This window comes from Saccharopolyspora indica, from assembly GCF_027853965.1.
Lineage (GTDB): Bacteria > Actinomycetota > Actinomycetes > Mycobacteriales > Pseudonocardiaceae > Saccharopolyspora > Saccharopolyspora indica.
Window position 1 is genome coordinate 377,160 of record NZ_JAQGLB010000004.1, and the last position, 24,820, is coordinate 401,979.

At 72.0% G+C, this 24,820-nt stretch carries 26 protein-coding genes; 15 read left to right on the forward strand and 11 right to left on the reverse strand.

Annotation, left to right across the window (positions count from 1 at the left end):
* The first annotated feature begins 96 nt into the window (after positions 1-96).
* From OU416_RS12405 to OU416_RS12420, 4 genes are all read left to right on the forward strand, one after another.
* Positions 97-396, forward strand: a complete 300-nt coding sequence (locus OU416_RS12405) for a hypothetical protein (RefSeq protein WP_270927040.1) — start codon at positions 97-99, stop codon at positions 394-396.
* A 12-nt stretch (positions 397-408) separates the two neighbouring features.
* Positions 409-1,575: a transglycosylase SLT domain-containing protein gene (locus OU416_RS12410; RefSeq protein ID WP_270927041.1), complete on the forward strand. Its 1,167-nt coding sequence runs from the start codon at positions 409-411 to the stop codon at positions 1,573-1,575.
* A gap of 45 nt (positions 1,576-1,620) precedes the next feature.
* Positions 1,621-2,784 (forward strand): aminotransferase class I/II-fold pyridoxal phosphate-dependent enzyme, encoded by a 1,164-nt coding sequence (locus OU416_RS12415; protein WP_270927042.1) that lies wholly within the window; start codon positions 1,621-1,623, stop codon positions 2,782-2,784.
* Positions 2,785-2,950: 166 nt separating this feature from the next.
* Positions 2,951-3,115 carry a hypothetical protein gene (locus OU416_RS12420; protein WP_270927043.1) on the forward strand — a complete coding sequence of 55 codons (165 nt, stop codon included), beginning with the start codon at positions 2,951-2,953 and terminating at the stop codon, positions 3,113-3,115.
* Positions 3,116-3,198: 83 nt separating this feature from the next.
* Here OU416_RS12420 and OU416_RS12425 read toward each other — a convergent pair whose 3' ends face one another.
* Together OU416_RS12425 and OU416_RS12430 are read right to left on the reverse strand one after the other, a co-directional pair.
* Positions 3,199-3,792: an HAD family hydrolase gene (locus tag OU416_RS12425; RefSeq protein ID WP_270927044.1), complete on the reverse strand. Its 594-nt coding sequence runs from the start codon at positions 3,790-3,792 to the stop codon at positions 3,199-3,201.
* A gap of 80 nt (positions 3,793-3,872) precedes the next feature.
* Complete coding sequence (locus OU416_RS12430; RefSeq protein ID WP_270927045.1) at positions 3,873-4,889, reverse strand: threonine aldolase family protein; 1,017 nt, start codon at positions 4,887-4,889, stop codon at positions 3,873-3,875.
* 168 nt (positions 4,890-5,057) lie between these two features.
* Here OU416_RS12430 and OU416_RS12435 point away from each other — a divergent pair, with 168 nt between their 5' ends.
* From OU416_RS12435 to OU416_RS12445, 3 genes are all read left to right on the forward strand, one after another.
* On the forward strand, positions 5,058-5,573 hold the full coding sequence (locus OU416_RS12435; protein ID WP_093358235.1) for a SigE family RNA polymerase sigma factor: 516 nt from the start codon (positions 5,058-5,060) through the stop codon (positions 5,571-5,573).
* Between the two features lie 14 nt (positions 5,574-5,587).
* Entirely contained in the window at positions 5,588-6,232 is a 645-nt protein-coding gene (locus OU416_RS12440; RefSeq protein ID WP_270927046.1) for a hypothetical protein, read from the forward strand.
* Positions 6,233-6,384: 152 nt separating this feature from the next.
* The gene (locus OU416_RS12445; RefSeq protein WP_270927047.1) at positions 6,385-6,969 is read left to right on the forward strand and encodes a TetR/AcrR family transcriptional regulator; all 585 of its coding nucleotides are present in this window, start codon (positions 6,385-6,387) and stop codon (positions 6,967-6,969) included.
* Here the strand turns inward: OU416_RS12445 and OU416_RS12450 are convergent.
* The 3 genes from OU416_RS12450 to OU416_RS12460 form a co-directional block, all read right to left on the reverse strand.
* A complete protein-coding gene (locus tag OU416_RS12450) occupies positions 6,957-8,690 on the reverse strand; it encodes an ABC transporter ATP-binding protein (RefSeq protein WP_270927048.1) in 1,734 nt (577 codons plus the stop codon). The two genes, OU416_RS12445 and OU416_RS12450, sit on opposite strands and share 13 nt — an antisense overlap.
* Positions 8,687-10,246 carry an ABC transporter transmembrane domain-containing protein gene (locus tag OU416_RS12455; protein WP_270927049.1) on the reverse strand — a complete coding sequence of 520 codons (1,560 nt, stop codon included), beginning with the start codon at positions 10,244-10,246 and terminating at the stop codon, positions 8,687-8,689. The genes OU416_RS12450 and OU416_RS12455 overlap by 4 nt, the downstream gene beginning before the upstream one ends.
* Before the next feature lie 87 nt (positions 10,247-10,333).
* The gene (locus OU416_RS12460; RefSeq protein ID WP_270927050.1) at positions 10,334-10,600 is read right to left on the reverse strand and encodes a hypothetical protein; all 267 of its coding nucleotides are present in this window, start codon (positions 10,598-10,600) and stop codon (positions 10,334-10,336) included.
* 212 nt (positions 10,601-10,812) lie between these two features.
* Here OU416_RS12460 and OU416_RS12465 point away from each other — a divergent pair, with 212 nt between their 5' ends.
* Together OU416_RS12465 and purB are read left to right on the forward strand one after the other, a co-directional pair.
* Positions 10,813-11,241: a sigma factor gene (locus OU416_RS12465; RefSeq protein ID WP_270927051.1), complete on the forward strand. Its 429-nt coding sequence runs from the start codon at positions 10,813-10,815 to the stop codon at positions 11,239-11,241.
* A gap of 54 nt (positions 11,242-11,295) precedes the next feature.
* Positions 11,296-12,729 carry an adenylosuccinate lyase gene (gene purB / locus OU416_RS12470; RefSeq protein WP_270927052.1) on the forward strand — a complete coding sequence of 478 codons (1,434 nt, stop codon included), beginning with the start codon at positions 11,296-11,298 and terminating at the stop codon, positions 12,727-12,729.
* Positions 12,730-12,793: 64 nt separating this feature from the next.
* Here purB and OU416_RS12475 read toward each other — a convergent pair whose 3' ends face one another.
* Positions 12,794-13,444, reverse strand: a complete 651-nt coding sequence (locus OU416_RS12475) for a TenA family protein (RefSeq protein ID WP_270927053.1) — start codon at positions 13,442-13,444, stop codon at positions 12,794-12,796.
* Between the two features lie 119 nt (positions 13,445-13,563).
* Here OU416_RS12475 and OU416_RS12480 point away from each other — a divergent pair, with 119 nt between their 5' ends.
* From OU416_RS12480 to OU416_RS12490, 3 genes are all read left to right on the forward strand, one after another.
* On the forward strand, positions 13,564-14,457 hold the full coding sequence (locus OU416_RS12480; protein WP_270927054.1) for a phosphoribosylaminoimidazolesuccinocarboxamide synthase: 894 nt from the start codon (positions 13,564-13,566) through the stop codon (positions 14,455-14,457).
* 199 nt (positions 14,458-14,656) lie between these two features.
* Positions 14,657-15,340 carry a DUF2334 domain-containing protein gene (locus tag OU416_RS12485; RefSeq protein WP_270927055.1) on the forward strand — a complete coding sequence of 228 codons (684 nt, stop codon included), beginning with the start codon at positions 14,657-14,659 and terminating at the stop codon, positions 15,338-15,340.
* Between the two features lie 111 nt (positions 15,341-15,451).
* On the forward strand, positions 15,452-15,817 hold the full coding sequence (locus OU416_RS12490; RefSeq protein WP_270927056.1) for an ATPase: 366 nt from the start codon (positions 15,452-15,454) through the stop codon (positions 15,815-15,817).
* Between the two features lie 11 nt (positions 15,818-15,828).
* Here the strand turns inward: OU416_RS12490 and OU416_RS12495 are convergent, their stop codons facing one another.
* The 3 genes from OU416_RS12495 to OU416_RS12505 form a co-directional block, all read right to left on the reverse strand.
* The gene (locus OU416_RS12495) at positions 15,829-16,464 is read right to left on the reverse strand and encodes an MBL fold metallo-hydrolase (RefSeq protein WP_270927057.1); all 636 of its coding nucleotides are present in this window, start codon (positions 16,462-16,464) and stop codon (positions 15,829-15,831) included.
* Between the two features lie 45 nt (positions 16,465-16,509).
* Positions 16,510-17,496, reverse strand: coding sequence for an NAD-dependent epimerase/dehydratase family protein (locus tag OU416_RS12500; RefSeq protein ID WP_270927058.1), 987 nt, complete (start codon positions 17,494-17,496; stop codon positions 16,510-16,512).
* Between the two features lie 109 nt (positions 17,497-17,605).
* Positions 17,606-18,004 carry a hypothetical protein gene (locus tag OU416_RS12505; protein ID WP_270927059.1) on the reverse strand — a complete coding sequence of 133 codons (399 nt, stop codon included), beginning with the start codon at positions 18,002-18,004 and terminating at the stop codon, positions 17,606-17,608.
* Between the two features lie 267 nt (positions 18,005-18,271).
* Here OU416_RS12505 and purS point away from each other — a divergent pair, with 267 nt between their 5' ends.
* The 3 genes from purS (at position 18,272) to purL (ending at position 21,595) form a co-directional block, all read left to right on the forward strand.
* On the forward strand, positions 18,272-18,511 hold the full coding sequence (purS, locus tag OU416_RS12510; RefSeq protein WP_093159179.1) for a phosphoribosylformylglycinamidine synthase subunit PurS: 240 nt from the start codon (positions 18,272-18,274) through the stop codon (positions 18,509-18,511).
* Between the two features lie 136 nt (positions 18,512-18,647).
* A complete protein-coding gene (purQ, locus tag OU416_RS12515; protein WP_270927060.1) occupies positions 18,648-19,319 on the forward strand; it encodes a phosphoribosylformylglycinamidine synthase subunit PurQ in 672 nt (223 codons plus the stop codon).
* The gene (purL, locus tag OU416_RS12520; RefSeq protein ID WP_270927061.1) at positions 19,316-21,595 is read left to right on the forward strand and encodes a phosphoribosylformylglycinamidine synthase subunit PurL; all 2,280 of its coding nucleotides are present in this window, start codon (positions 19,316-19,318) and stop codon (positions 21,593-21,595) included. Before purQ ends, purL begins: the two co-directional genes overlap by 4 nt.
* Positions 21,596-21,789: 194 nt before the next feature.
* On the opposite strand, the gene OU416_RS12525 is transcribed toward purL, so the two are convergent.
* Together OU416_RS12525 and OU416_RS12530 are read right to left on the reverse strand one after the other, a co-directional pair.
* Positions 21,790-23,046, reverse strand: coding sequence for an alkaline phosphatase family protein (locus tag OU416_RS12525; RefSeq protein ID WP_270927062.1), 1,257 nt, complete (start codon positions 23,044-23,046; stop codon positions 21,790-21,792).
* Between the two features lie 183 nt (positions 23,047-23,229).
* Positions 23,230-24,723, reverse strand: coding sequence for a glycosyltransferase family 39 protein (locus OU416_RS12530; protein WP_270927063.1), 1,494 nt, complete (start codon positions 24,721-24,723; stop codon positions 23,230-23,232).
* Between the last annotated feature and the right edge of the window lie 97 nt (positions 24,724-24,820).

Sequence of the window (24,820 nt, forward strand, 5' to 3'; positions counted from 1 at the left end):
GATCGGACATTCCGGCGAAAACCGCCCGGTGGCAGGGGAAATCCCGCCGCCGGGCGGTTTTTTCTGGTGTTCTTGGAGGGGATTCGAGGAGGGGCCGTGACGCAGGCTGGCTACAACTTGTCGGCGTTGGAGGACTGCCGGGCGGAGCTGGACGGCAAGGCGGGGCCGGTCGGCGCCGTCGGTGACGGTTTCGAGGGGCAGCACGTCGACGCCGCGATCTTCGGCGAGCTGGACGCCGCCGGCGACTTCGCCGCCGCGATCACCGCGCTGGACGCCGCGGGCAAGAAGCAGTTCGACGCCGCCGAGCAGCTGCTGCGCAGCGCCAGCGGCGCGCTCGACGCGGTGCGCAGCAGCGTCGACGAGATCGACCAGGCCAACGCCGAATCATTCCGCTGAACTGGGGATCTGATGGGGATTTCGGGAGACGTGGCGGGCAAGCCCGGTGGCGGGCGGCTCGCCGAGCAGCTGCGCAAGATCGAGGACAGCAGGCCGGACGACATCCGTGCGATCGGCGCCCGCTGGCGCGACGCCGCCGGGCAGGCCGATGACCACGGCAACGCGCTGGGGCAGACGGTGAACGGTCTCGACGGTGCGTGGGAAGGCGGCTCCGCGGACGCGTTCGTCGGCTACCTGGGCAAGATCAACGACGGGTTCGGCAAGGCGCGCGAGGCGCTGCAGGGCTCCGCCGACGTGCTCGACCGAGCTGCCGGAGCGGTGCAGGCGGCGAAGGACGAGGTCAACTCGATCGGCGAGCGGGCGCTGGCCGACGCGCGCCGCGCCGAGCAGGCGTACGAGAAGGAGATCGCCGACGACGCCGCCGAGGAGGAGGCGGCCAAGCGGCGCGACGACGCCATCACGAAGGCCATGCAGGAGCACGCCGCGGAGGCCGAGGGCAAGATCTCCGAGGCGAACGCCGAGCTCAGCGCTGCGCTGGGCGAGCTGCGCAGCGCCGCGGCCGGGCTCGACGACGTGTTCTCCGCACTGCCGAAGGCCGGGGAGCAGCCGTTCACGCCCGCCGAGGGCCGGAAGGTCGACTGGGCGATGACGATGCCGTCGGCGACGGCTCCGCAGTCCGCGCCGCCCGGCGGCGAGTCCTCCGGCGGTTCTGGCGGCTCCGGCTCCGGCTCCGGAGGGGCGGGCGGCTCCGGTGGTGGCGAATCCGGCGGTGGTGGCGGTGGCCTGGGGCCCAGCGGTGGCCCGCCCGCCGGTCCGCCGCCCGGCAACGTGCAGGAGTGGATCAAGGAAGCGATCAAGATCCTGCAGGCCAACGGCATCCCGGTCACCGAGGACAACATCGACGAGATCTGGACGATCATCCAGAAGGAGTCGGGCGGCAACCCGAACGCGATCAACGACTGGGACTCCAACGCGGCCAAGGGCACCCCGTCGAAGGGCCTGATGCAGTGCATCGACCCCACGTTCCAGTCCTACAAGCTGGCGGGTCACGACGACATCTGGAACCCGGTGGACAACATCATCGCGGGCGTCCGCTACACCTTCGACCGCTACGGCGGCTTCGACGGCCACCCCGGCCTGAAGTCCATGGCCCAGGGCGGCGGCTACCAGGGCTACTGATGCCGCGGGGTTCCCGGCGCGCACCGCGTTTGACAGGCTGAACGCATGGTCGATCCTGCTGTTCTGGGCGTCGCGCAGCGCGCCGATGTGGCTCCCTTCCAGGTCATGGAGGTGCTGACCGCCGCAGCGGAGCGGCAGCGGGCGAAGGGGGACGTGGTCTCGCTGGCCGCGGGCCAGCCGTCCACGCCCGCGCCGCGCGCCGTCCGCGAAGCCGCCGCCGCGGCCCTCGAACGCGACTCGCTCGGCTACACCGAGCAGCTCGGGCTGCCCGCGCTGCGGGAAGCCGTCGCCGGGCACTACGGCGAGCTGTCGGTGCGGGCCGACGACGTGGTCGTGACCACCGGGGCGTCCGGCGCGTTCCTGCTCGCGTTCCTCGCCGCGTTCGACGCCGGGGACCGGGTCGCGCTGGCCCGCCCGGGATATCCGGCGTACCGGAACATCCTGTCCGCGCTGGGCTGCGAGGTCGTGGAGCTGCCGTGCGACGCGACGACGCGCTTCCAGCCGACCGTCGCGATGCTGGAAGCCCTCGACCGGCCGGTGGACGGGCTGATCGTGGCGAGCCCGGCGAACCCGACCGGCACGGTGCTCTCCGGCACCGAGCTGGCCGGCCTCGCGGGGTGGTGCGAGGCCAACGGCGTGCAGCTGATCAGCGACGAGATCTACCACGGGCTCAGCTACGGCGAGCCGCTGCACTCGGCGTGGGAGTTCTCCCGCGAGGCGATCGTGGTGAACTCGTTCTCGAAGTTCTGGTCGATGACGGGCTGGCGGCTGGGCTGGATGCTGGTGCCGCCGCGGCTGCGGCGCGCCGTCGACTCGCTGACCGGCAACTTCACCCTCTGCCCGCCCGCGCTGTCCCAGCACGCCGCGATCGCGGCCTTCTCCCCGGAGGCCCTCGCCGAGGCCGCCGGGCACGTCGAGCGCTACCGGGAGAACCGGGAGCTGCTGCTCGGCGGGCTGGAATCGCTCGGCATCACGCGGGTGGCCCCGGCCGACGGCGCGTTCTACGCCTGGGCGGACATCGGGGACCTCACCGACGACACCACGGCGTTCTGCCGCCGCCTGCTGGACGACACCGGGGTGGCGGTGGTGCCGGGCGCGGACTTCGACCCGGCGCTGGGCGACCGCTACGTGCGGATGTCCTTCGCGGGCAGCACCGAGGACATCGCCGAAGCCCTCGACCGGCTGAAGTCCTGGCTGCCCACCCGCTGACGCGGGCGGGGCGTCAATTTCGTACGAAATTGACCAGGGCCCGGGTGGCGCGGGGTCGGGGGAGCCCTGAGATTTCCCGGGTGTGCGGGTCGGGTGGGACTAATCGGGCATCGGATCTGGCAGTCTTGGGAGTACGAGTTGCTGCGGTCGAGCTGAGGTGCGTGCGATGTTGTGGAAGGTGATCGGCGGACTGCTGGTCCTGTGGCTGGTGATCTCGGTCGCGGGGTTCGTCATCAAGGGCCTGTTCTGGCTCGCGGTGATCGGCGGTGTCCTGTTCGTCGCGACCGCCGCGGTCGGCTGGGCCCGCGACCGCAAGCAGATCAAGTCCTAGCCCCGCTCCACTCGATGGAGTGGTAGGTGAAGGGCACCTTTGAGCAACTTACTTGCCTAAAGGTGCCCTTCACCTCGAAAAGATCACCTGGTCAGGTGGGAGTGGAGGAGGGGGCGGGCTGCTTCGGGGCCGGTCCAGAGGTCGGCGTTCAGGCCTGCTTCGCGGGCCGCGTCGATGTTCTCCTGGCGGTCGTCGAAGAACAGGCAGTCCGCCGGTCGGGCGTCGAGGGTGTCCAGCAGGGCGCGGTAGATCCGGGCGTCCGGTTTCGCCAGCTTCAGGTCGCCGGAGAACACCAGGTGCTCGAACAGCCGCGCCCAGTCCGCGCGCTCCGCCGCGCGGCCGAACGACGACGGGGCGTTGGACAGCAGGGCCAGCGCGACGCCCTGCTCGTGCAGGTCGTCGAGCAGCTGCCGCGAGCCCGGGGCGGTCTCCAGCCAGCCCGCGACGTCGGCGCTGGTCAGCCGATCGGAGAGGGCGGCGTCCACCTGCCGGTCCAGCCGTGCGGCCACGGCGCGCCAGTAGTCCAGGTCCGGGCAGCCCCAGTCGTATGCCTTGCGCTCGGCGAAGTACGCCGCTTCGAACTCCTCGGGATCGGCGTCGAGCATCGCGGCGATCCCCGGCAGCGCCGCGGTCCGCCTGCTGATCACCTCGCCGTAGTCGAAAACGACCCACCGCACCACGTGCACCTCCTGCTCAGAGCCTGTTCGTCGTTGCTTCGCCGGGGTGGTCTGCGCGGTCGGCTCCGCCGACGGTGCCTTCAGAGCCCGACTTCGTCGATCCGGCGCAGCGCTTCCCCGATGTCGGCCTTGGTGACGTCCCGGTGCGTGACGAACCGGATCTGGCCGCTCATCGAAACCGCGCGCACACCGATCGCCGTCAAGCGTTCCAGGGCGAGGCCCACGTCCGGCACCGCCGCCAAGACGATGTTGGTCTGCGGGGTGCTGACCGACCAGCCGTGCTCGGCCAGTCCCTCGGCGAGCAGCCGCGCGTTGTCGTGGTCCACGGCCAGCGCGTCCATGCGGTCCAGCGCGACCAGCCCGGCCGCGGCCAGCACACCGCCCTGCCGGACTCCGCCGCCGAGCATCCGCCGCACCCGCCGGGCCTCGCCGATGAAGTCCTCGCCACCCGCGATGACGGACCCGACCGGCGCGCCGAGCCCCTTGCTCAGGCACGCCTGCACGCTGTCGGTGCCGACGGTCAGCGCCGCGGGCGGCAGCCCGAGGGCGACGGCGGCGTTCCAGATCCGCGCGCCGTCGAGGTGGATGCGCAGGCCGCGCTCGCGGGCGGCGGCTGCCAGCTGCGCGTGCTCGTGCGGCGGCGTCACGGCGCCACCGGCGCTGTTGTGCGTGTTCTCCAGGCACAGCAGCGTCGTGCGCAGGGTGTCGTAGCTGGATTCGCCGTGCGCTCGCACGGTCTCCGGCGTCGGTCGCCCGGGACCGGCGTTCCACTCCAGCGGTTGCGGCATGCCGCCGGCGAGCCAGGCGGCGGAGCCGAACTCGTAGGCGAGCACGTGCGAACCGTGCGGCGAGAGGAACCGGTCGCCGCGCTGCAGGTGCAGCATCAGCGAGATCAGGTTGCCCATCGACCCGCTCGGCACCCAGAGGGCGGCGGCGGTGCCGAGCAGCTGGGCGACGCGTTCCTCCAGGGCGCGCATCGTCGGGTCGTGGTCGAGCACGTCGTCGCCGACTTCGGCGGCCGCCATGGCCGCGGACATCTGGGCGTCGGGACGCGTGACCGTGTCGGAGCGGAGGTCGATCGGAGCCAGCTTGGTCACGAACGGATCACATCACACCGGACCCGGGGGAGGGCAACAGCCCGGCGCGGCGGGCTGCGGGGACTGCGGTATCAATCACGGGGTGGATTGCCGCTCCGGCGCGTGCAACGGTTGGAGGCGGGAATCCCGTCCTGGACGTGCAAGCACTTGACGAGCGGAGAGTTCCGCGTGGACCAGCGCGAGGAGCAGGAGTTCGCGGAGTACTTCGCGGCTCGGCGGGAGGCGGTGCGTCGGATGGCGTACATGATGTGCGGTGACTGGCACCGCGCGGACGACCTCGCCCAGACCGCGTTCATCTCCCTGCACCGGCACTGGCGGAAGGTGCGCGACAAGGGCGCGCTGGACGCCTACGTGCGCCGGACCCTGACGCGGGCGGTGATCGACGAGTCCCGGCGCCCGTGGCGGCGGGAGCGGGCCGCGGAGGTGCTGCCGGACCGCCCGGTGGACAGCCCGGACGTGGACGACTCGGTGGCGACCAAGCAGACCCTGCTCGCCGGGTTGCAGAAGGTGCCGCCGAAGCAGCGCGCGGTGCTGGTGCTGCGGTTCCTGGAGGGGCTGGACGTGGCGGGTGTCGCGGCGGTCATGCGGTGCAGCGAGGGCAACGTCAAGAGCCAGTCGGCCCGGGGTCTCGCGGCGTTGCGCGAGGCGCTGGGCGACCAGCTCGGAGATCTGCGGTCGGCGTGAGGAGGTGCGGGTAAGTGGACGAGCGCAAGCTCGAAGAGCTGTTTCGTGATTCGGTGCAGTCCGTTCCTCCGGCGTCGTTCGACGAGCACGACGTGGCGCGGGCGTCGCGGCGGATCACTGCTCGACGCCGGATGACGGCGCTCGGGGGGACGGTGGCGGTCGCCGCCGTGCTCGCGGGCGGAGTCTCCCTGGTCATGCCCACGGAGTCGAAGGTCGCCAGCCAGCACGCGCAGCCCGAGGTCTCGACGGCCTCGCCGCGCAGCGAGGACGGGCCGGGCATCCTCCTCGACCGCGGCGGTCGCTGCGGGCCGGACGCGCAGGTGGCCGCGGCGGTGACCAAGGAGCTCCCGGAAGCCGCGGCGACGGCGCCGGTGGCGGCCCCGGACTGCCCGTCCGGGGCGAAGGTGGCGGCCTTCGTGCTGCGCGAGGGGCCTGCGGCGGGCAGCGTGACGGTGATCGTGAGCCCGGCGGGCACGGTGCCGCCGGATCAGTCGAAGCCGGGCGACACGCGGCATCCCGACGGCACCGAGCAGTCCGTGCGGCAGGCGCGCAGCGGCAAGCTGGTCGTCGTGCGCAGCGACCCGGACGAAGGTTCCCCGGCCGCGCCCTACCGGACTCGGCTGCCCTCGATCGCCGGAGGCATCGCAGGCCAGTTCTGACCGCGCTGAGCTGGGGCTTCGCCACCGCGGAATCGCGTGGTGGCGTGGTCCATGCATCAGGAGGGGCACCCGCAGTCCAGGGAAGCACTCAGGTTCCGCCACCCGCACCGCCACGCAGACCAGCCACCAACAGACTCTTAGGATCGGCAGGCATGACAGCGGCCAGTACTCCCAAGGGCGAGCGGCGGCGGCAGGCGTTGGTGGTGGCCGCCGCGGAACTGCTCGTCGAGGGCGGTTTCGAGGCCGTCCGGCACCGCGCGGTCGCCGAGCGGGCCGGATTGCCGCTGGCCTCCACCACCTACTACTTCTCCTCGCTCGACGACCTGATCGGCGCCGCGGTGGAGCACGAGTCGCGGCAGGAGCTCGCAGCGGGCCGCGCCCGGCTGGAGGAGCTCGCCGACCAGCCGCGCAGCACGGACGCGGTGATCGAGCTGCTGCTGGACATGCTGCTGGGCCGGGACTCGCGCGACGGCGGCGCGGAGGCGGTGCTGCTGCGCTACGAGCGGCTGGTCGGCTCGCCCCGCCGCCCCTACCTCGCGCCGCTGATGCGCGAGCTCGGCGCCGAGCTGCACGAGCTGCTGGCCGAGATCTTCGCCCGCAGCGGTGTGGAGGTCGGCCGGGAGCGGCTGCTCGAACTGATCGCGCTGGTCGACGGCACCGTGGTCAACGCGCTGATCGAGAGCGACCCCGATCCGCGCGGTGCGGCCCGCCGGATGCTGCGCGCTCAGCTCGGCTGAGCCACCCGGTAGAGGTCGGCGTAGGAGCCGCCTGCGGCGAGCAGCTCGTCGTGGCTGCCCAGCTCCACGATGCGCCCGTCGGACATCACCGCCACCCGGTCGGCGTTGCGCGCGGTGTGCAGCCGGTGCGCGATGGCGATCACCGTGCGGCCGTCCAGCAGCGTGGCCAGCGCCTGTTCCAGCTCCCGCGAGGTGGCGTTGTCCAGCAGCGAGGTCGCTTCGTCCAGCACCACCGTGTGCGGGTCGGCCAGCAGCACCCTGGCCAGCGCGAGCTGCTGCGCCCGCGAGGCGGGAACCGGGTGGCCGCCCGCGCCGAGCACGGTGTCCAGCCCGTCCGGCAGGGTTCGCAACCACTCCTGCAGCCCGACCGACTTCAGCGCGTCGGTCAGCTGGTCGTCGGTGAAGTCGCGGTCCGGCAGGGCCAGGTTGTCGCGGAGCGTGCAGGCGAAGATGTGCTGCTCCTGGGTCAGCAGCACCACCTCGCCGCGCAGCTGCTCGGTCGGCAGGTCGGCGATCTCGGTGCGCCCGAAGGCGACCGAACCGGAGCTCGGGCGGCTGATGCCCGCGATCAACCGGCCCAGCGTGGACTTGCCCGCCCCGGACGGGCCGACCACGACCAGCCGCTGCCCGGCGGGCACGGTCAGGTCGATGCCGTGCAGCACCTCGCGGTCCTCGCGGTAGGAGAAGCGGGCGTCGCGGACGACCAGCTCGCGCGATCCGTCGAGCTCCTGCCGCTCGGCGTCGGCGGTCGGCACCTGGTTGACGCCGAGGATCCGCTGCAGCGCGGTGTACCCGGTCTGAAGCTCCTCCAGCCACCGGAACAGCTCGTCGAACGGGCTCGACATCGCCTGGGCGTAGAGCACGACGGTGATGACCGTGCCGATCTCCACCGATCCGCCCCAGTACGCCCAGCCGCCGATCAGCAGGATCGCGCCGATCGGCAGCACGTACGACAGCTCCAGGCAGGGCAACCAGACGGTCAGCAGGCCGCGGTGCCGGTACTCGGCGTTCACCGTCTCACCGAGCGCCTGCTCGTTGCGCGCGATGCGGCGCTCGCCCAGGCGCAGCGCGCTGATGGTGCGCGAGCCCTCGACGGATTCGTGCGTGCTCGACTGCACGTCCGCCCAGCCGGCCATGATCCGGCGCAGCGTCGGCAGCGAGCGCGGGTAGTACCACCGGGTGCTGAGCACCATCAGCGGCACGGCGATGAGCATCCCGCAGGCCAGCAGCGGCGAGGTGAGGACCATCGCGGTGCCGGTCAGCAGCACGGTGATCAGCGCGGTGGTGATCTCCGGCGCGGCGTTGCGGATGGTGAAGTCCAGCCGGTCGACGTCGGTGGTGGTGCGGCTGAGCAGGTCACCGGTGCCCGCCGATTCGACCGTGCCCAGCGGGAGCCGCAGCGCGTGCCCGACCATGCCCTCGCGGGACTCGGCCAGCAGGTGCTCGCCGAGCAGCGTGGCGCGCATCCGCGCCGCCCGGATCAGCAGCGCGTTCGCCACGAGCACCACGAGGAACGCCCCGGCCAGCAGGTCGATGCGCTGGGTCGTGGTGCCCGCGACCACCCCGTCGACCAGCGTGCCGAGGATCTGCGGCCCGGCCAGCCCGACCACGGTGGCCAGCCCGAACAGCAGCATCATCACGGCGAACCGGCCGCGGTGCACGCGCAGCGTCCGCCACGCCCAGTGCCGCACGGTGCGCCCGTCGGCCAACGGCAGCTTCACTTCTCCGCCCCCATGTCCAGCGCCCGGTCCGCCACCGATGCCCACAGCGGGCTCTGGCTGAGCACGATCGTGGTGCGACCGGCGCGGAATTCCTTGACCCGTGCCACGATCCGCGCCTCGGTGTGCGCGTCGACCGCGGAGGTCGGTTCGTCGAGGATCAGCACGTCGGCGTCCGCGCACAGCGCGCGGGCCAGCAGCAGCCGCTGCCGCTGACCGCCGGACAGCGAGCGGCCGCGCTCGTCGAGCACGCCGTCCGCGGGCAGCGCGGCCAGCACGTCGTGCGCGTCCGCGGTGTGCAGCGCGGCGTCCATGTCGATCCCGGCCCCGAGGTCGACCTCGGTCCGGACCGGGCCTGCGAACAGCAGGTCCTGGTTGTGCGCCAGCAGGATCCGCCGCCGCACCTCGTCCGGATCGACCTCGCGCAGCGGCACACCACCCGCGTGCGACTGCCAGGCCAGCCGTTCGGCCACGGCTTCGGCCTGCTCCCCGGCGTCGATGACGGTCAGCTCGCCCGCGGGGATCCGCTGCCCGCTGGTCTCGTCGAACAGGTCCAGCGGCCCCTCGGGCAGCGCCCGCGGGTGCTCCGGGGTCGGCGGCTCCGGCTCCACCTGCAGCAGCGCCTGCGCCCGGCCCGCCGCGACCATGCCACCGGCGAACGAGTAGGCGGCTTCGGACGCCGTGCGCACCGGGATGACCAGGAACGCCGAGACGCCGTAGAACGCGACCAGCTCGCCGACGCTGATCGTGCCGTCGAGCGCGAGCCGCGCGCCCAGCCAGGTCACCAGCACCGTCACCAGGCCGGTCAGCAGCACCTCCGCGCCGACCAGCCACGACTCGATCCGCCCGGCCGCGATCCCGGCGGTGCGCACCCGCTGGCTCGCGGCGGTGAACCGCCCGTGGAACCGGGGCTCGCCGCCGACGCCGCGCAGGATCCGCAGCCCGGACACGATGTCCGCCGCCTGCGCGCTGACCTGGCCCAACTGCTCGCGCTGGGCTTCCTCGCGACGGCGCAGCGGGCTCAGCAGCGGGCTGATGCCGAGCGTCGCCAGCGGCACGCCCACGAGCACCACCGCGCCGAGGAGCGGGGAGATCAACAGCAGCAGCACCGCCGCCACGGCGAAGGACACCAGCGCCCCGGTCGCCCGCCCGACGACCTCGAAGACGTTGCCCACGCGGTAGATGTCCGAGGCGCCGATCGTGACGACTTCACCGGCCCGGACCTTGCGCGTCAGCACGCCACCCAGCCGCGTCACGTGCGCCAGCACGAGGCGCTGCGAGCCCGCCGCGCCGTGCAGCCAGATGGTGTGCGTCGTCCAGTGCAGGACGCCTGCGGAGAGCATCTGAACGAGGCCGAGCCCGAGCACGACGAGCGCCCAGCTCAGCAGCGTGCCGAAGTCGTGCGGGCGGATGCCGTCGTCGATCGCGGCGCCGATGGCGAGCGGCATCAGCGCGGTCGGAAGCATCCAGAGCGAGCCCGCGGCGGTAGCGGTCAGCAGCAGTCCGGGCCGTTGTGCGAGCAGGGACCACAGGAAGCGGAGGGAACTTGCGGCAGCCATGGCCCGATCGACGTTAGCTCCCGGCAATTGCGATGGCGATCCATTTTCCGGGCACCCTCACCCGGCCGGTGGTGGCCGGATGCGGGTTCAGAAGTCCCAGGTGGTCTCGGCGAACTCGCCTTCGGCGATGCGCTCGGCGCAGTCCGGGCACCTGTCGGTGATGGGCTTGGAGCGCGGGTCGCGGCCGATCGGCGTGGGCTGCGGGATCTTCAGCTCGGTCGCGCACAGCGCCGGGACGACCTGACCCGCGTAGACCGCGCCGGGACGCATGGTGGTGGCGTGCCGCTGGGCCAGGCCCATCCCGACGATCCAGAACACGTCCTGCCGCTCGTCGCCGTACACGTCGATCTCCATGCTGTTGTGCCCTCGCTCCTGAGTCGCCGCGAACCAACGATATTGGTCTGGACGTTGCCATGGCCACCACCGCCCAGGGCATTGAGGTCCTCTTAAAGCAGTGCACGGCTGGTCTTACGGACTCCATTTTCCCGCGTCGCGCCGGAGACCGTGCAACCCCGCGCGGAGCGGCTGCGTATAGAGCGGCGGGGCGCGGAAAGGGGACGAGCTCCATGCGAGCCGAACAGGAACGGGCGTTCCGCGAGTTCGCCGGGGAACGCGCGTTGTGGTTGTGCCGTTCGGCGTACCTGCTCTGCGGCGATTGGCGCCTGGCCGAGGACCTCGTGCAGAACACGCTGCTCGAGCTCTACCGTGCCTGGCGCCGGGTTGATGTGTCCACAGTGGATTCATACGCGCGCCGGACCCTGCTGGACGACGGTTCGGTGCTGCTGCACGAGCTCGACCCGGTCACCGCCGACGACCCGTTCCGGGTGGCCACGTCGACGCACTTCATGCTCGACGGCAGCGTCACGATGGTCAGCAGCTGCAACTACGACCCGGTCCTCGACGACCAGCAGGACCCGAACCCGCGGCCGGAGGTGGCGGTCCCGTTCGACCAGCTCGACGTGTTCGCCACCGACCACGACCTCGCCTTCCGCTGACCGGCGCGACGGGGTGGGCCGAACGGCGGCAATGCGCCGGTATCCTGCATGTTCGTGACGGTCAAGCCCAGCATTCCGAACGTCCTCGCCGCCCGCTACGCCTCGCCCGAGCTGGTCGAGCTGTGGTCGCCGCAGCACAAGATCATCCTGGAGCGCAAGCTGTGGCTCGCGGTGCTGCGCGCCCAGGCCGACCTCGGCATCGAGGTCCCCGAGTCGGCCCTGGCCGACTACGAGCGGGTGCTGGAGCAGGTCGACCTGGACTCCATCGCCGCGCGCGAGCGGGTCACCCGGCACGACGTGAAGGCCCGCATCGAGGAGTTCAACGCCCTCGCCGGTCACGAGCAGATCCACAAGGGCATGACCTCGCGGGACCTGACCGAGAACGTCGAGCAGCTGCAGATCCGCCGCAGCCTGGAGCTGGTGCGCGACCGCACCGTCGCGGTCCTGGCGCGGCTCGGGCAGCTCGCCGCCGAGCAGGCCGAGCTGGTGATGGCCGGGCGCTCGCACAACGTCGCCGCCCAGGCGACCACCCTCGGCAAGCGCTTCGCCACGGCCGCCGACGAGCTGCTGGTCGGCTTCCACCGGCTGGAGGAGCTGCTCGCCCGCTACCCGCTGCGCGGCATCAAGGGCCCGGTCGGCACCGCGCAGGACATGCTGGACCTGCTCGGCGGCGACGCCGGGAAGCTCTCCGAGCTGGAGCGCCGGGTCGCCGGGCACCTGGGCTTCGGCCGGACGCTGACCAGCGTCGGCCAGGTCTACCCGCGCTCGCTGGACTTCGAGGTGCTGTCCGCGCTGGTGCAGCTGGCCGCCGCACCGTCCAACGTGGCCACCACGATCCGGCTGATGGCCGGGCACGAGCTGGTGACCGAGGGCTTCAAGCCCGGTCAGGTCGGCTCCAGCGCGATGCCGCACAAGATGAACACCCGGTCCTGCGAGCGGGTCAACGGCCTCGCGGTGATCCTGCGCGGCTACCTCTCGATGACCGGCGAGCTGGCCGGTGACCAGTGGAACGAGGGCGACGTGTCCTGCTCGGTGGTGCGCCGGGTGGCGCTGCCGGACGCGTTCTTCGCCTTCGACGGGCTGCTCGAGACGTTCCTGACGGTGCTGGACGAGTTCGGCGCGTTCCCGGCGGTGGTGGCCCGCGAGCTGGACCGCTACCTGCCGTTCCTGGCGACCACGAAGGTGCTGATGGCGGCGGTGCGGGCCGGTGTCGGCCGGGAGACCGCGCACGAGGCGATCAAGGAGAACGCGGTCGCGGTGGCGCTGGCCATGCGCGAGCAGGGCGCGGAGCGCAACGACCTGCTCGACCGGCTGGCCGCCGACGACCGCCTGCCGCTGACCCGCGACCAGCTCGAAGAGCTGCTGGCCGACCGCCTCGCCTTCACCGGCGCGGCGGCGGCCCAGGTCGGCGAGGTGGCGGCGCAGATCGAGGAGATCACGGCCCGCCACCCCGAGGCCGCGGCCTACCGCCCCGCCGACATCCTCTGACGGTCGGCACCCGTCCCGTGAGCGTTTTGGGGCGCTATAACACCCCAAAACGCTCACGGGCAGCTCACGGCCAGTGGGCGTTGAAGAAGTCCAGCTCGCAGCGGGTGGCCTGCTGGAACAGGCGCAGGCAGCGGGCCCGGTCGCGCTCGTCGAGCTCCGCGCCCACCCGGTCCAGCTCGCCGCGCAGCCAGCGCACCCACGCCTGGAACTCCGGGTTGTCGTGCAGCGTGATCCACTCCGCGTGCACGAAGTCCTCCGGCAGCGCGTCCGGCGCGCGCACGGCCCACTCCAGGTAGGACCACTCCGCGACGGTCAGCACCGTCAGCACCTCGGCGTAGCTGCCGCGCTCGTTGGCGTCCTGCATCAGCTCCCGGAAGGCCTCCGTCGCCTCGTCCAGCTCCGGGTGCACCCGGTCGGACTCGCCGACGCCCAGCGCGTCGAACGCGCGCTGGAAGTAGGTGTTCTCCTCGCTGGTGACCACTCCGACGCTGCCCGCGATCGCCAGCCGCGAGGCGTAGCGGTCGGCCTTGGCGATCCCGGAGCCGAGCAGCGCCAGGAAGTCGTCCACGAACTGGTAGTCCTGCACCAGGTAGGAGCGCATCGAGTCGGCGGGCACCTGCCCGGTGAACAGGGCCTGGGTGAACGGGTGCCCGATCACCGCCGTCCAGTCGGGCTCGCTGCGCTGGCGCAGCCAGTCGGTGAAGGTCTCGGTCACGGAAGTCCTCCTGTCCGCCGGGCGTCCGGCGTGGTGCGTCCACTACGCCACGCCGCGGCTGTCCCCGCCAACTCGTACCACCGGCGGGAGCGCGCGGGCTGGTGGGGGAGAATCGGCACGTGGTTGCACTCGCCGATTACCCCCAGATCGCAGCGGGCAAGGTCCGCCAGCTGCACGCCGTGGACGACGAACACCTGCTGCTGGTCGCCTCCGACCGCCTGTCGGCGTACGACCACGTGCTGGACACGCCGATCCCGGACAAAGGCCGGGTGCTCACCGCGATGAGCGTGTACTGGTTCGAGCTGCTCGCCGACGTGGTGCCGAACCACCTGGTCAGCGCGGACGACCCGCGCATCCCCGGCGAGGTGCGCGGCCGCGCGCTGCTGGTGCGGCGGCTGGAGATGCTGCCGGTCGAGTGCGTCGCGCGCGGCTACCTCACCGGATCCGGGCTGGCCGACTACCAGCGCACCGGCGCGGTGTGCGGCGTCGAGCTGCCCGCCGGGCTGGTCGAGTCCTCGCAGCTCCCGGAGCCGATCTTCACCCCGGCCACCAAGGCGGAGCTCGGCGACCACGACGAGAACATCAGCTTCGACGCGGTCGCCGCGGAGCTGGGCGCGGAGCGCGCCGAGCAGCTGCGCGAGGTGACGCTGCGGGTGTACGCGCGGGCGGCGGAGCACGCGCGCGGCCGGGGCGTGATCCTGGCCGACACCAAGTTCGAGTTCGGCCTGGCGCCCGACGGCTCGCTGGTGCTGGGCGACGAGGTGCTGACGCCGGACTCCTCGCGCTACTGGCCCGCCGACGGCTACCAACCGGGCCAGGTGCAGCCCTCGTTCGACAAGCAGTACGTGCGCAACTGGCTGACCTCGCCGGCCTCCGGCTGGGACCGCGCCGCGGACACCCCGCCGCCGTCGCTGCCCGCCGACGTCATCGCGGCGACCCGCGACCGCTACGTCGAGGCCTACGAGCGCATCACCGGCCGCTCCTTCGCCGACTGGCCCACCCCGGACGTCTGATCAGGGCCCGGGTGACCACCACCCCTGAGGTGGTGCTTCGCGCCGCTGCCGTATGGACCCGGGTGAACGTCAATTTCGTACGAAATTGACGCCTCGTCACTCGGGCGTGGGAACGGCGGGTGGAGGTTCGCCGGATTTGCGCCGGGGGGACATCTCGGCGTCAGGTGGCCGTCATCCGGGCCGGGCGCAATGAGTCCTCGTGAGCCCGCCGCTGGTGGTGTCGTTGTCCGGACTCGACCTCCCGGTGCTGGACCAGTGCGTCGAGTTCGGCGCTGACCTGGACCGGCGCGCCGTGCCGTTGTCGCTGCTGATCGCGCCGCACCCGGCCCCGCCGAACCCCGTGCTGGACTGGATCGCCGGGCGGGTGGACTCCCGCGACGTGGTGAGCCTGCACGGGTTCGCCCGCACCGCGCCGGGGCTGCGGGCGCGGCTCGCGCCCGCAGCCGGGCTGCCCGCGCACGAGGCCGGGCTGCACCTGGTCGCCGCCGCCGCGGTCCTGGAGCGGTTCGGGCTGCGGACCAAGACCTTCATCCCGGCTCGGTGGTTCGGTTCGGCGGGCACCATCACGGCCCTGCGGCGGCGCGGCTTCTCGGTGTGCGCGGACGCGATGGCGGTGCGGGAGCTGGCCACCGGCCGGGTGCACCGGGGACGCATCCGCATGATCGGACCGGGCGAGCGCGCCGAGCCGTGGTGGTGCCGCGCGCTGGTGCTCGGCGCCGGGCGGGCGGCCCGGCTGGGACGCCCGGTGCGGCTCGCGGTGGACTCCGCCGTGCTGCGCAAACCCGCTGCGCGGCAAGCGGTTCTGGACGCGATCGACCTGGCCCTGCACCACGGCGCGCGGCCGGTCACCTATGCCTCGTTCGGAGTGCCCGGCGGACTGTGAAACCCGATGAGGATCCCTTCATCGGAGCTTCAGGGCTGCCTCACGCTCGGCCGCGAAGCTGGTTTCAGTCAAGGAGAGAGCCGGACGAGAGGCAGCGGAACGATGCGGACGATGAAGCGGACCTGGCTGGTGGCGGGCGCGGCGGTGGCGGTGCTCGGACTCGGTGGCACGGGAGTGGCCCTGGCGGGCGCGGCGGAGCAGGCCCCGGCTCCGGCGCCGCTGCCCACGGCCCCGGCGCAGGTGCAGAACCCCGCCCAGCCGGCGCCGGTGTGCGTCGATGACGACCTGGACGACCAGTTCGACGACCAGGACGACCGGTTCGACGACGATCGCTTCGACGACGACCGGTTCGACGACGACCGCGACGACCGGTTCGACGACTGCGACGACCAGTTCGACCACGACGACGTCGACGACCACGACGACGCGGACGACCGGGACGACGTGCACGACGTCGACGACCGCGACGACGACTGAGCGGCGACCGCTCAGAGGCCGGTCGGGGTGCCCTTGGTGAGGACCTCGACCGCCGTGCCCTCCGGGCCGAGCTGCTCGAACATCCGGTAGTGCATCTGCGGCACGGCCAGCACCGCCTCGTGGATCGGCACCGCCGTCCGGGGCGCCACCGCGCGCAGGAAGTCGACCGCCTCGGAGAGCTTCAGCCACGGTGCCGCGGTCGGCAGGCCGAGGACGTCGATGCGCTGCTCCGGCACGAAGAACGAGTCGCCCGGGTGGTAGAACGCGCCGTGGTCGACGACGTAGCCGATGTTGTCGACCACCGGGACGTCCGGGTGGATCACCGCGTGCTCGCCGCCGACGACGTTGACCGCCGCGCCGCCCAGCTCGATCGAGTCACCGGGCCGGGCCGTGGTCGCGGGCAGCCCGCGTTCGGCGATCGACACCGCCGAACCCGGGTCGACCACCAGCTGGGCGTCCGGGTTGGCCGCCAGCAGCGCGGGCAGCCGCTCCAGGTCGAGGTGGTCGAAGTGCTGGTGGGTGACCAGCACGGCGTCCAGGTCGCGCAGGTCCTCGAAGTCCGCGGAGAACGTGCCGGGGTCGATCAGCAGTCGCGCCGATCCGGTCTCGACCAGCACGCACGAGTGTCCGAAGTGGGTGATCTGCACGGTGTTCCTCCTCGAGAGCCGGTGCCCCGACCACTCTCGCACTCCTCACCAGAGCCGGTGCGGCAGCGTGCCGAGCAGCTCGGTCTCCTCGGCCGCGGTCAGCCCGGCCTTGCGCTCGCGGTCGGCTCCCCGCGCGCGTTCGGTCTCCAGCGCCGCCGTCACGGTCTCGGCCAGCGGCCGGATGCGCAGCCCGGCGGCCAGCGAGGGCGCGGCGTCGTGCGAGGCGAAGCCGTCGTAGTCGTCGGGGATCCAGAGCGGCAGCGACTTCGGCCCGCTCCAGCGCTGCACCCCGGCTTCGTCGAGCGCCTCGGGCGCGACGGCCGCGAGTTCGGTGCCCTCCGGCGCGATGACCGCGGCGATCTCCTTCAGCAGCGCCTCCAGCGCGGTGGCCGGGCCGATGCCGTCGAAGGTGCCGGTGATGCCGCGCTCGGCGGCGGTGACGATCCAGTCGGCCAGGTCGCGCACGTCGATGTGCTGGGACGGCGTGCCGGGGGTGTCCGGCACGAGCACCCGTCCGCCGCGCGACATCCGCAGCGGCCAGTAGCCGAACCGGTCGGAGGGGTCGTTCGGCCCGGTGATCAGGCCCGGGCGGACCACGAACGCGCGCTCGCCCATCGCCTCCCGCACCGCGTTCTCGCAGGCCACCTTGATCCCGCCGTAGGACTCGGGGGTGCTGGTGTCGGCGGAGTCGGTGATCGGCGCCAGCAGCGGCGCGCCGGTGCTCTGGCCGGTCGCCGCGTTGTCCGCGTAGACGTTGATCGTGGACACGAACGTCCAGTGCCCGGCGTCCACGGCTGCCAGCGCCTCGCGCACCCACCGGTAGTTGCGCGCGACGTCGACGACCGCGTCGAACCGCTGCCCGGCCAGCGCGCCGAGCCCCTCCTCGCGGTCCACGACCACCAGTTCCGCGCCCTCGGGCACGTCGCCGCTCGTGCCGCGCGCCGCGCAGACGACGTCGTGCCCGCGCTCCAGCGCCGCCGCCGCGACCGCGTGCCCGACGAAGACCGTTCCACCCAGCACCAAGATCCGCATGCCCGGCACACTTCCGGAAAAACCGGGGCGGGGCGACGGATCTCGCTACCGGTGAACGTCGTGAGCGCTTCGGGGCGCCAGAACACCCCGAAACGCTCACGGCTCACGCTCAGCCGGTGACGGTGATGGTCATCGCCGGCCCGGCCCCGCCGCCGATGCGGGTGTGCACCGAGTACTCGCCGGGCGGCACGTCGGCGATGGTCGCCACCGCCTCGGCGACGCCGTCGCGGTCGGTGACCACCTCGGCCAGGCCCTCGTCGGCTCCCACCGGGTGCTCGCCGTTGCGCACGAAGGCGGCGGAGGAGATCCAGCTGACGCCCTCCAGCCCGTGGTCGAGCCGCATGACCAGCGTGTTCCCCGCCCGGACCTGGGACTTGTCGGCGGTGAACCGCGGCTGCTCGGCGACCCGGACCGCTTCGGTGCTCGGCGCCGCGGTGGCCGGGACGGTCGTGGTCAGGGCGAATCCGGCGAGCAGCGCCGCCCCCAGCAACGTCTTCACAGTGCGCATCGGAATGCGTTCCCCTCAGTGGCTTTCGATCAACACCGGGCACCTCCCCTCGGTGCCCTCCCTGATAGACGGCTTCGGAGGCCAAAGGTTTAAACAACGTGTGAAATTTGTGACGGAAGACACATCTCGGGTGGCATGTGGTGAGCCACACCGCACCCACCGCCCCTGCCCGGCGTGGCGAACTCCCAGCTCAGTTACGCTGCGCCAGTACTGCTGGCCATCCGCCGGGGTCCTGGCGGATCTGCACTGAAACCGGGAGCAGCACCCGTGGCCCGAGTCGTTGTCGACGTCATGCCGAAGCAGGAAATCCTCGACCCGCAGGGGCAGGCGGTGGCCAATGCGCTGCCGCGGCTCGGGTTCGAAGGGATCGCCGAAGTCCGCCAGGGGAAGCGTTTCGAGCTGGAGGTCGCCGACGACGTCGACGACGACACGCTCGCCAAGATCGCCGAAACGCTGCTGGCCAACCCGGTCATCGAGGACTGGACCGTCCGCCGGGTGGACGCATGAGCAGCTCTGCGCCAACTCCGGTTCTGCTCAACCGCACCTCAGGGGAACGTGACGCAAGCCAGCCACGGGAAACCGCGAAACGCGAGATCAAGCTGGTCGCAACCACCACTGTGAATCGCGGAGAGGCGGTACTGGCATGAAGATCGGCGTCATCACCTTCCCCGGCACCCTCGACGACGTCGACGCCGCCCGCGCGGTGCGCCGCGCCGGTGCCGAGTCCGTCGCCCTCTGGCACGCCGACCACGACCTCAAGGGCGTGGACGCGGTGGTCGTCCCCGGCGGCTTCTCCTACGGCGACTACCTGCGCTGCGGCGCGATCGCCAAGTTCGCCCCGGTGATGACCGAGGTGGTCGAAGCCGCCCGCAAGGGCATGCCGGTGCTCGGCGTGTGCAACGGCTTCCAGATCCTGTGCGAGTCCGGGCTGCTGCCCGGCGTGCTGACCCGCAACGCGGGCCTGCACTACGTCTGCCGCGACCAGTGGCTGAAGGTGGAGAACAACAGCAGCGCCTGGACCACCCGCTACGAGGCCGGTGCCGAGCTGCTGATCCCGATCAAGCACGGCGAGGGCAACTACATGGCCGACGAGGCCGTCCTCGACGAGCTGGAGGGCGAAGGCCGGGTGCTGTTCCGCTACGCGGGCGAGAACCCGAACGGTTCCCAGCGCGGCATCGCGGGCATCACCGACGCGCGCGGCCGGGTGGCGGGCATGATGCCGCACCCCGAGCACGCGATCGACCCGCTGACCGGCCCCACCGACGACGGCCTCGGCATGTTCCTGTCCGTTCTGGATGCACTGGTGGCAGCGTGACCAACATCGACACCGTCGAGCAGGCGAAAACCACTCCCGAGACCGACCAGCCGTACCGCGAGCTGGGGCTGAAGGACGACGAGTACGCCCGGATCCGCGAGATCCTGGGCCGCAGGCCCACCGACGCCGAGCTGGCCATGTACTCGGTGATGTGGAGCGAGCACTGCTCCTACAAGTCGTCGAAGGTGCACCTGAAGTACTTCGGCGAGACCACCACCGACGAGATGCGCGAGAAGATGCTCGCGGGCATCGGCGAGAACGCCGGCGTGGTGGACATCGGCGACGGCTGGGCGGTGACGTTCAAGCTGGAGAGCCACAACCACCCGTCCTACGTCGAGCCGCACCAGGGCGCGGCGACCGGTGTCGGCGGCATCGTCCGCGACATCATGGCGATGGGCGCCCGGCCGGTCGCGGTGGCCGACCCGCTGCGCTTCGGCCCGGCCGACGCGGAGGACACCAAGCGGGTGCTGCCCGGCGTGGTGTCCGGCGTCGGCAGCTACGGCAACTGCCTGGGCCTGCCGAACATCGGCGGCGAGGTCGTCTTCGACGAGTGCTACAGCGGCAACCCGCTGGTCAACGCCATGTGCGTGGGCGTGATGAAGGTCGAGGACCTGCACCTGGCGCACGCCAGCGGCACCGGCAACAAGATCATCCTGTTCGGTGCGCGCACCGGGCTGGACGGCATCGGCGGCGTGTCGGTGCTGGCCTCGGAGACCTTCGACAGCGACGAGTCCGGCGCGGGCCGCAAGAAGCTGCCGAGCGTCCAGGTCGGCGACCCGTTCGCCGAGAAGGTGCTCATCGAGTGCTGCCTGGACCTCTACCACGCCGGCCTGGTCGTGGGCATCCAGGACCTGGGCGGTGCGGGCCTGTCCTGCGCCACCTCGGAACTGGCCTCGGCCGGTGACGGCGGCATGCGCGTCGACCTGGACCAGGTCCCGCTGCGCGCCACCGGCATGACGCCCGCCGAGATCCTCTCCAGCGAGTCGCAGGAGCGGATGTGCGCCGTGGTGGAACCGTCCAACGTGGACGCGTTCCTGGAGGTCTGCCGGAAGTGGGACGTCACCGCCACCGTGATCGGTGAGGTCACCGACGGCGAGAACCTGGAGATCTTCTGGCACGGCGAGCTCGTGGTGGACGTGCCGCCGCGCACCGTCGCGCACGAGGGCCCGGTCTACGAGCGCCCGGTCGAGCGGCCCGCCGAGCAGGACCTGATCGCCGCGGACAGCGCGAGCACGCTGGCCCGTCCGTCCACGAAGGACGAACTGCGCGAGACGATCCTGCGGATGGCGGCCTCGCCGAACCTGTGCTCCCGCGCGTGGGTCACCGACCAGTACGACCGCTACGTCCGCGGCAACACCGTGCTGGCGCAGCCGTCGGACGGCGGTGTGCTGCGCATCGACGAGGAGACCGGTCGCGGCATCGCGATCTCCACCGACTGCAACTCCCGCTACACCCGGCTCGACCCGTACGCGGGAGCGCAGCTGGCGCTGGCGGAGGCCTACCGCAACGTGGCGACCACCGGTGCCACGCCGGTGGCGGTCACCAACTGCCTGAACTTCGGCTCGCCGGAGGACCCGGGCGTGATGTGGCAGTTCCAGCAGGCGGTGCGCGGCCTGGCCGACGCCTGCCAGGAGCTGGGCATCCCGGTGACCGGCGGCAACGTCAGCTTCTACAACCAGACCGGCTCGAAGGCGATCCTGCCGACGCCGGTGGTGGGCGTGCTGGGCACGATCGACGACGTGACCCGCCGCATCCCCATCGGCATCGGCGGCGAGGACGGCGAGACGCTGCTGCTGCTCGGCGAGACGCGCGAGGAGTTCGGCGGCTCGGAGTGGGCGCGCGTGGTGCACGACCACCTCGGCGGCGTGCCGCCGAAGGTCGACCTGGCGCGCGAGAAGCTGCTGGCGGAGATCCTGGTCGCGGGCTCCCGCGACGGCATGATCTCGGCGGCGCACGACCTCTCCGAGGGCGGCCTGGCGCAGGCGCTGGTGGAGACGGCGCTGGTCGGCGAGTGCGGTGCCCGCGTGGTCCTGCCCGAGGGCGCGGACCCGTTCGTCTGGCTGTTCTCCGAGTCGGCGGGCCGCGTGCTGGTGGCGGTCCCGCGCAGCGAGGAGACCCGCTTCACCGACATGTGCACGGCCCGCGGTCTCCCGTGGTCCAAGGTCGGTGTCGCCGACGCGGGCGAGAAGTCCCTGGACATCCAGGACGTCGCGAACATCCCGCTCCCGGAACTCCGAGAAGCCTGGGAAGGCACCCTCCCTGCCCTGTTCGGCTGATCTTTTCCAGGTGAAGGGCACCTTTCTCCAACTATGTTGGCGAAAGGTGCCCTTCACTCTTACCTGATCCGATGATCCACCCGACCAGGAGCACCGGCGGAACGCTCCGCAGGCGCCCGTCGCGCGCGGGATCTCCGCGGTGAAGGGCACCTTTAGGCAGGTTAGTTGCTAAAAGGTGCCCTTCACCGCGGTTCTCACAGGCGGGTGGGGTCGAAGGCTTCTGTGCGGGGGGTTCCGTCGTAGCCGCCGGGTGGGGCGGGGAGGTTGAAGAGGGTGCCCAGGGTCGGGGCCACGTCGATGGTGCGGGCTTCGGCCGCGGAGGTGCCGGTGCGGATCGCCGGGTGGCCGCCGGTGATGAAGAACGGGATCGGTTCGGTGGCCGGGTGGCCGTGGTTGCCCGGGATCGGGTTGGAGATGACCTCCGGGTCGGCGAAGCGCCAGCCCGGTTCGCAGTAGACGACCAGGTCGCCCGCTTCGGGGCCGAGGCGGAGTTCGGCCGGGGCGTGGGCGGAGAGGACGCCTTCGGTGGCCAGGGCCAGTTCCCGGAGCCGGGTCACCGCCGCTTCGCGTTCTGCTTCCGGGCCGGTGAAGTAGAGGAGTTCCGCGCCGCCGTTCTGGGCGACCTGCACGCGGCCGGTCAGCAGCGGGTCGTCGTCCACCGCTCTGCTCAGCGAGATCACCCGGTGCGCCCAGGACCAGTCCATCGAGTGGTCGGCGCAGATCAGCAGCACGCTGGAGGACCAGCGGTCGGTGCGGACGAGGTGGTCGACGAACCGGCCGACCTGCGCGTCGGCGGAGGCCAGCGCCGCGGCGCGGGCGGCTCGCAGGGTGGTGCCGGTCAGGTCGGCGTGGCCGAGCCGGTCCACGTCGCCGAAGTTGGCGAACACCAGGTCCGGATCGGAACTGTCCACCATGGACACCAGGGCGGTGGCGGTGAAGACGTCCGGGGCGTGCCCGCTGATCGGGACGATCGGCCGCGGCTCCCACCGAACGCTGGCCCTGGTGCCGAAGATCCCGTGCAGGTACTCCTTGCTCAGCACGCTGCCGGTGACCTTCCCGCGAGCGTGCAACCGGTCCAGCAGCGTGTCGAACCGCAGGTCCGATGCGCGGTCGAGGGTGCGGATCTCGCCCTGCGCCGCGTCGTATACCGAGTTCGCGGGCACGCCGGAGCGGTCCGGCCGCACGCCGCTCATCATCATCACGTGGTTCGGGATCGTCTCCATCACCGGCAGCGACCGGGCCTGCGGGAAGGACGTCCCGGCCTCGCGCAGCTCGTGCAGGCGCGGGGTCAGCCGCGGGGTGATCTCGTCGGGCGAGCAGCCGTCGACGACCAGCGCGTAGACGCGCAGCGGCTTGTCGCCCCCGGCCGCCCACGCGGTGGGGGCCGCCGCGGACAGCAGCACGCCGGTGCCTGCGACCTGGAGGAAACTGCGTCGGTCGAGCGAAGTCATCGCACGGGCTCCTGGTGGATCTGCTGGGCTCCGGTGGTCACTGCGCAGCTCACCCAAGAAACGTGACAGATTTTCGCCTTTTCCGCACCCCGTCCGGCACAACGTTGCGGATTCGTTCGGCGGACGGTGCCCGGACCGGAACGCGGAGTTCACCGCTGCGTCAACGTCTCGCGGAACGCCGGTTCAGCCGAGCCCGATGTGCATGTAGCGGAACTGCGGCCACAGATCGCGCCACAGCAGGTGGGGATCCTCGGCGAGCCAGATCGGAGTGCCCCGGTTGATCGCGCCGGGACCGTCCACGGTGGACACCTGCTCGACGTGGCCGAAGTGGCGGCGCAGCGTCTCCTCGTCGAACCCGACGAAGAGCGCGGTGCGCGTTCCTTCCGGCGGTGAGCCGAAGTACCAGTACCCGCGACTCCCGCTGTACACCTCCGGGATGCCCTCCTCCGGCCCGAGGTGCTGGATCGCGCTCGCCGACCAGTAGCTGCTGGCGACCACCGCGACCTGCTCCTCGGCGGGCAGGTCGTGCAGCGCGTCGGCGACGTCCCGGGTGAACTCGGGCCAACCGCTGCTGGCGATGTTGGGCAAGGTGCCGGGCAGCTCGGCCGACAGCGGCCGAGGGGTCAGCGCGGAGAGCGCGACCACGGCGGAAACCGCGCAGGCGGCCGAAGTCGCCCACCGGATCGCCCTGCGGTTCAGGTGCGGTCGCAGACCGACCGCGGAAGCCGCCCACACCACGGGGTAGAGCCCGGTCAGGTAGTAGCTGCGCGCGCCGACGACGATGAAGAGCACTGCCAGGCCCAGGAACGTCGCTGCCACGAACCGGAAGGGCCTCAGCCGCGGTGCGCGCAGCAGCCACCAGAGCCCGCAGCCGAGCAGCACCGCGCCGACCGGCCCCGCCCCGTACAGCGCCCCCGGCAGCAGGGTCGTCCCGGTCGCGGCGGACTCCCCGGCGACCACGTCCACCATGCCCAGCTGCGGCCACCCGTTGGCCGCCTGCCAGATCAGCGTGGGCACCGTCGCGGCCAGCGCGATGGCGGCCCCGCCCCAGAACCGCGGTCGCCGCAGCATCGAGCGCGGCCCGAGGACGAGCACCGCGACGATCGCGACCAGCCAGAACCCGGCGATCAGGAACTTCACCTGGATCAGCAGCGCCGTCGTGGCCCCGGCCCACAGCAGCAGCCGGTCGTCGCGCAACCGCACCCAGCGCACCAGCAGCCAGGTCAGCACCGCCCACAGGATCGGGTCGACGGCCGAGGTCGCCAGCAGCCGGCCCTCCGCGACCAGCTGCGGGCAGATCGCGAAGACCGCTGCGCTGAGCACCTGCGCGCGCTGATCGCCGCCGAACTCGCGCGCGATCAGCGCGGCGACCACGACACCCGCGGCGGTGAGCAGGATCGCGGGTAGGCGGAGGCCGAGCGGCGAGCCGGGGAACAGCGCGTCCATGGCCAGCGCCAGCAGCGGCAGCACCGGCTGCTGGTCGGCGTATCCCCAGGACAGGTGATCCCCGGCGGCCAGGAAGTACAGCTCGTCGCCGAAGTAGCCGTACCGCGAACCGGCGATCGCGAGCACCGCGGCGAGCACGCCGGAGATCAGCAGGACCGGCCTCGTCGCCAGCGGTGCGGGGGAGTGCGCGAGCGGCGGCCGGAGCCCGGTCGTCTGGAGTTGTCCGTGCATGATCGTCTATACGTCCGGCGGCCGTGGACGGTTTCCCCCGCGCGCGGGCTCGGTACCTTCAGGCCGTTCCGCTGCGCTGAAGGACACTTTCCGGCGA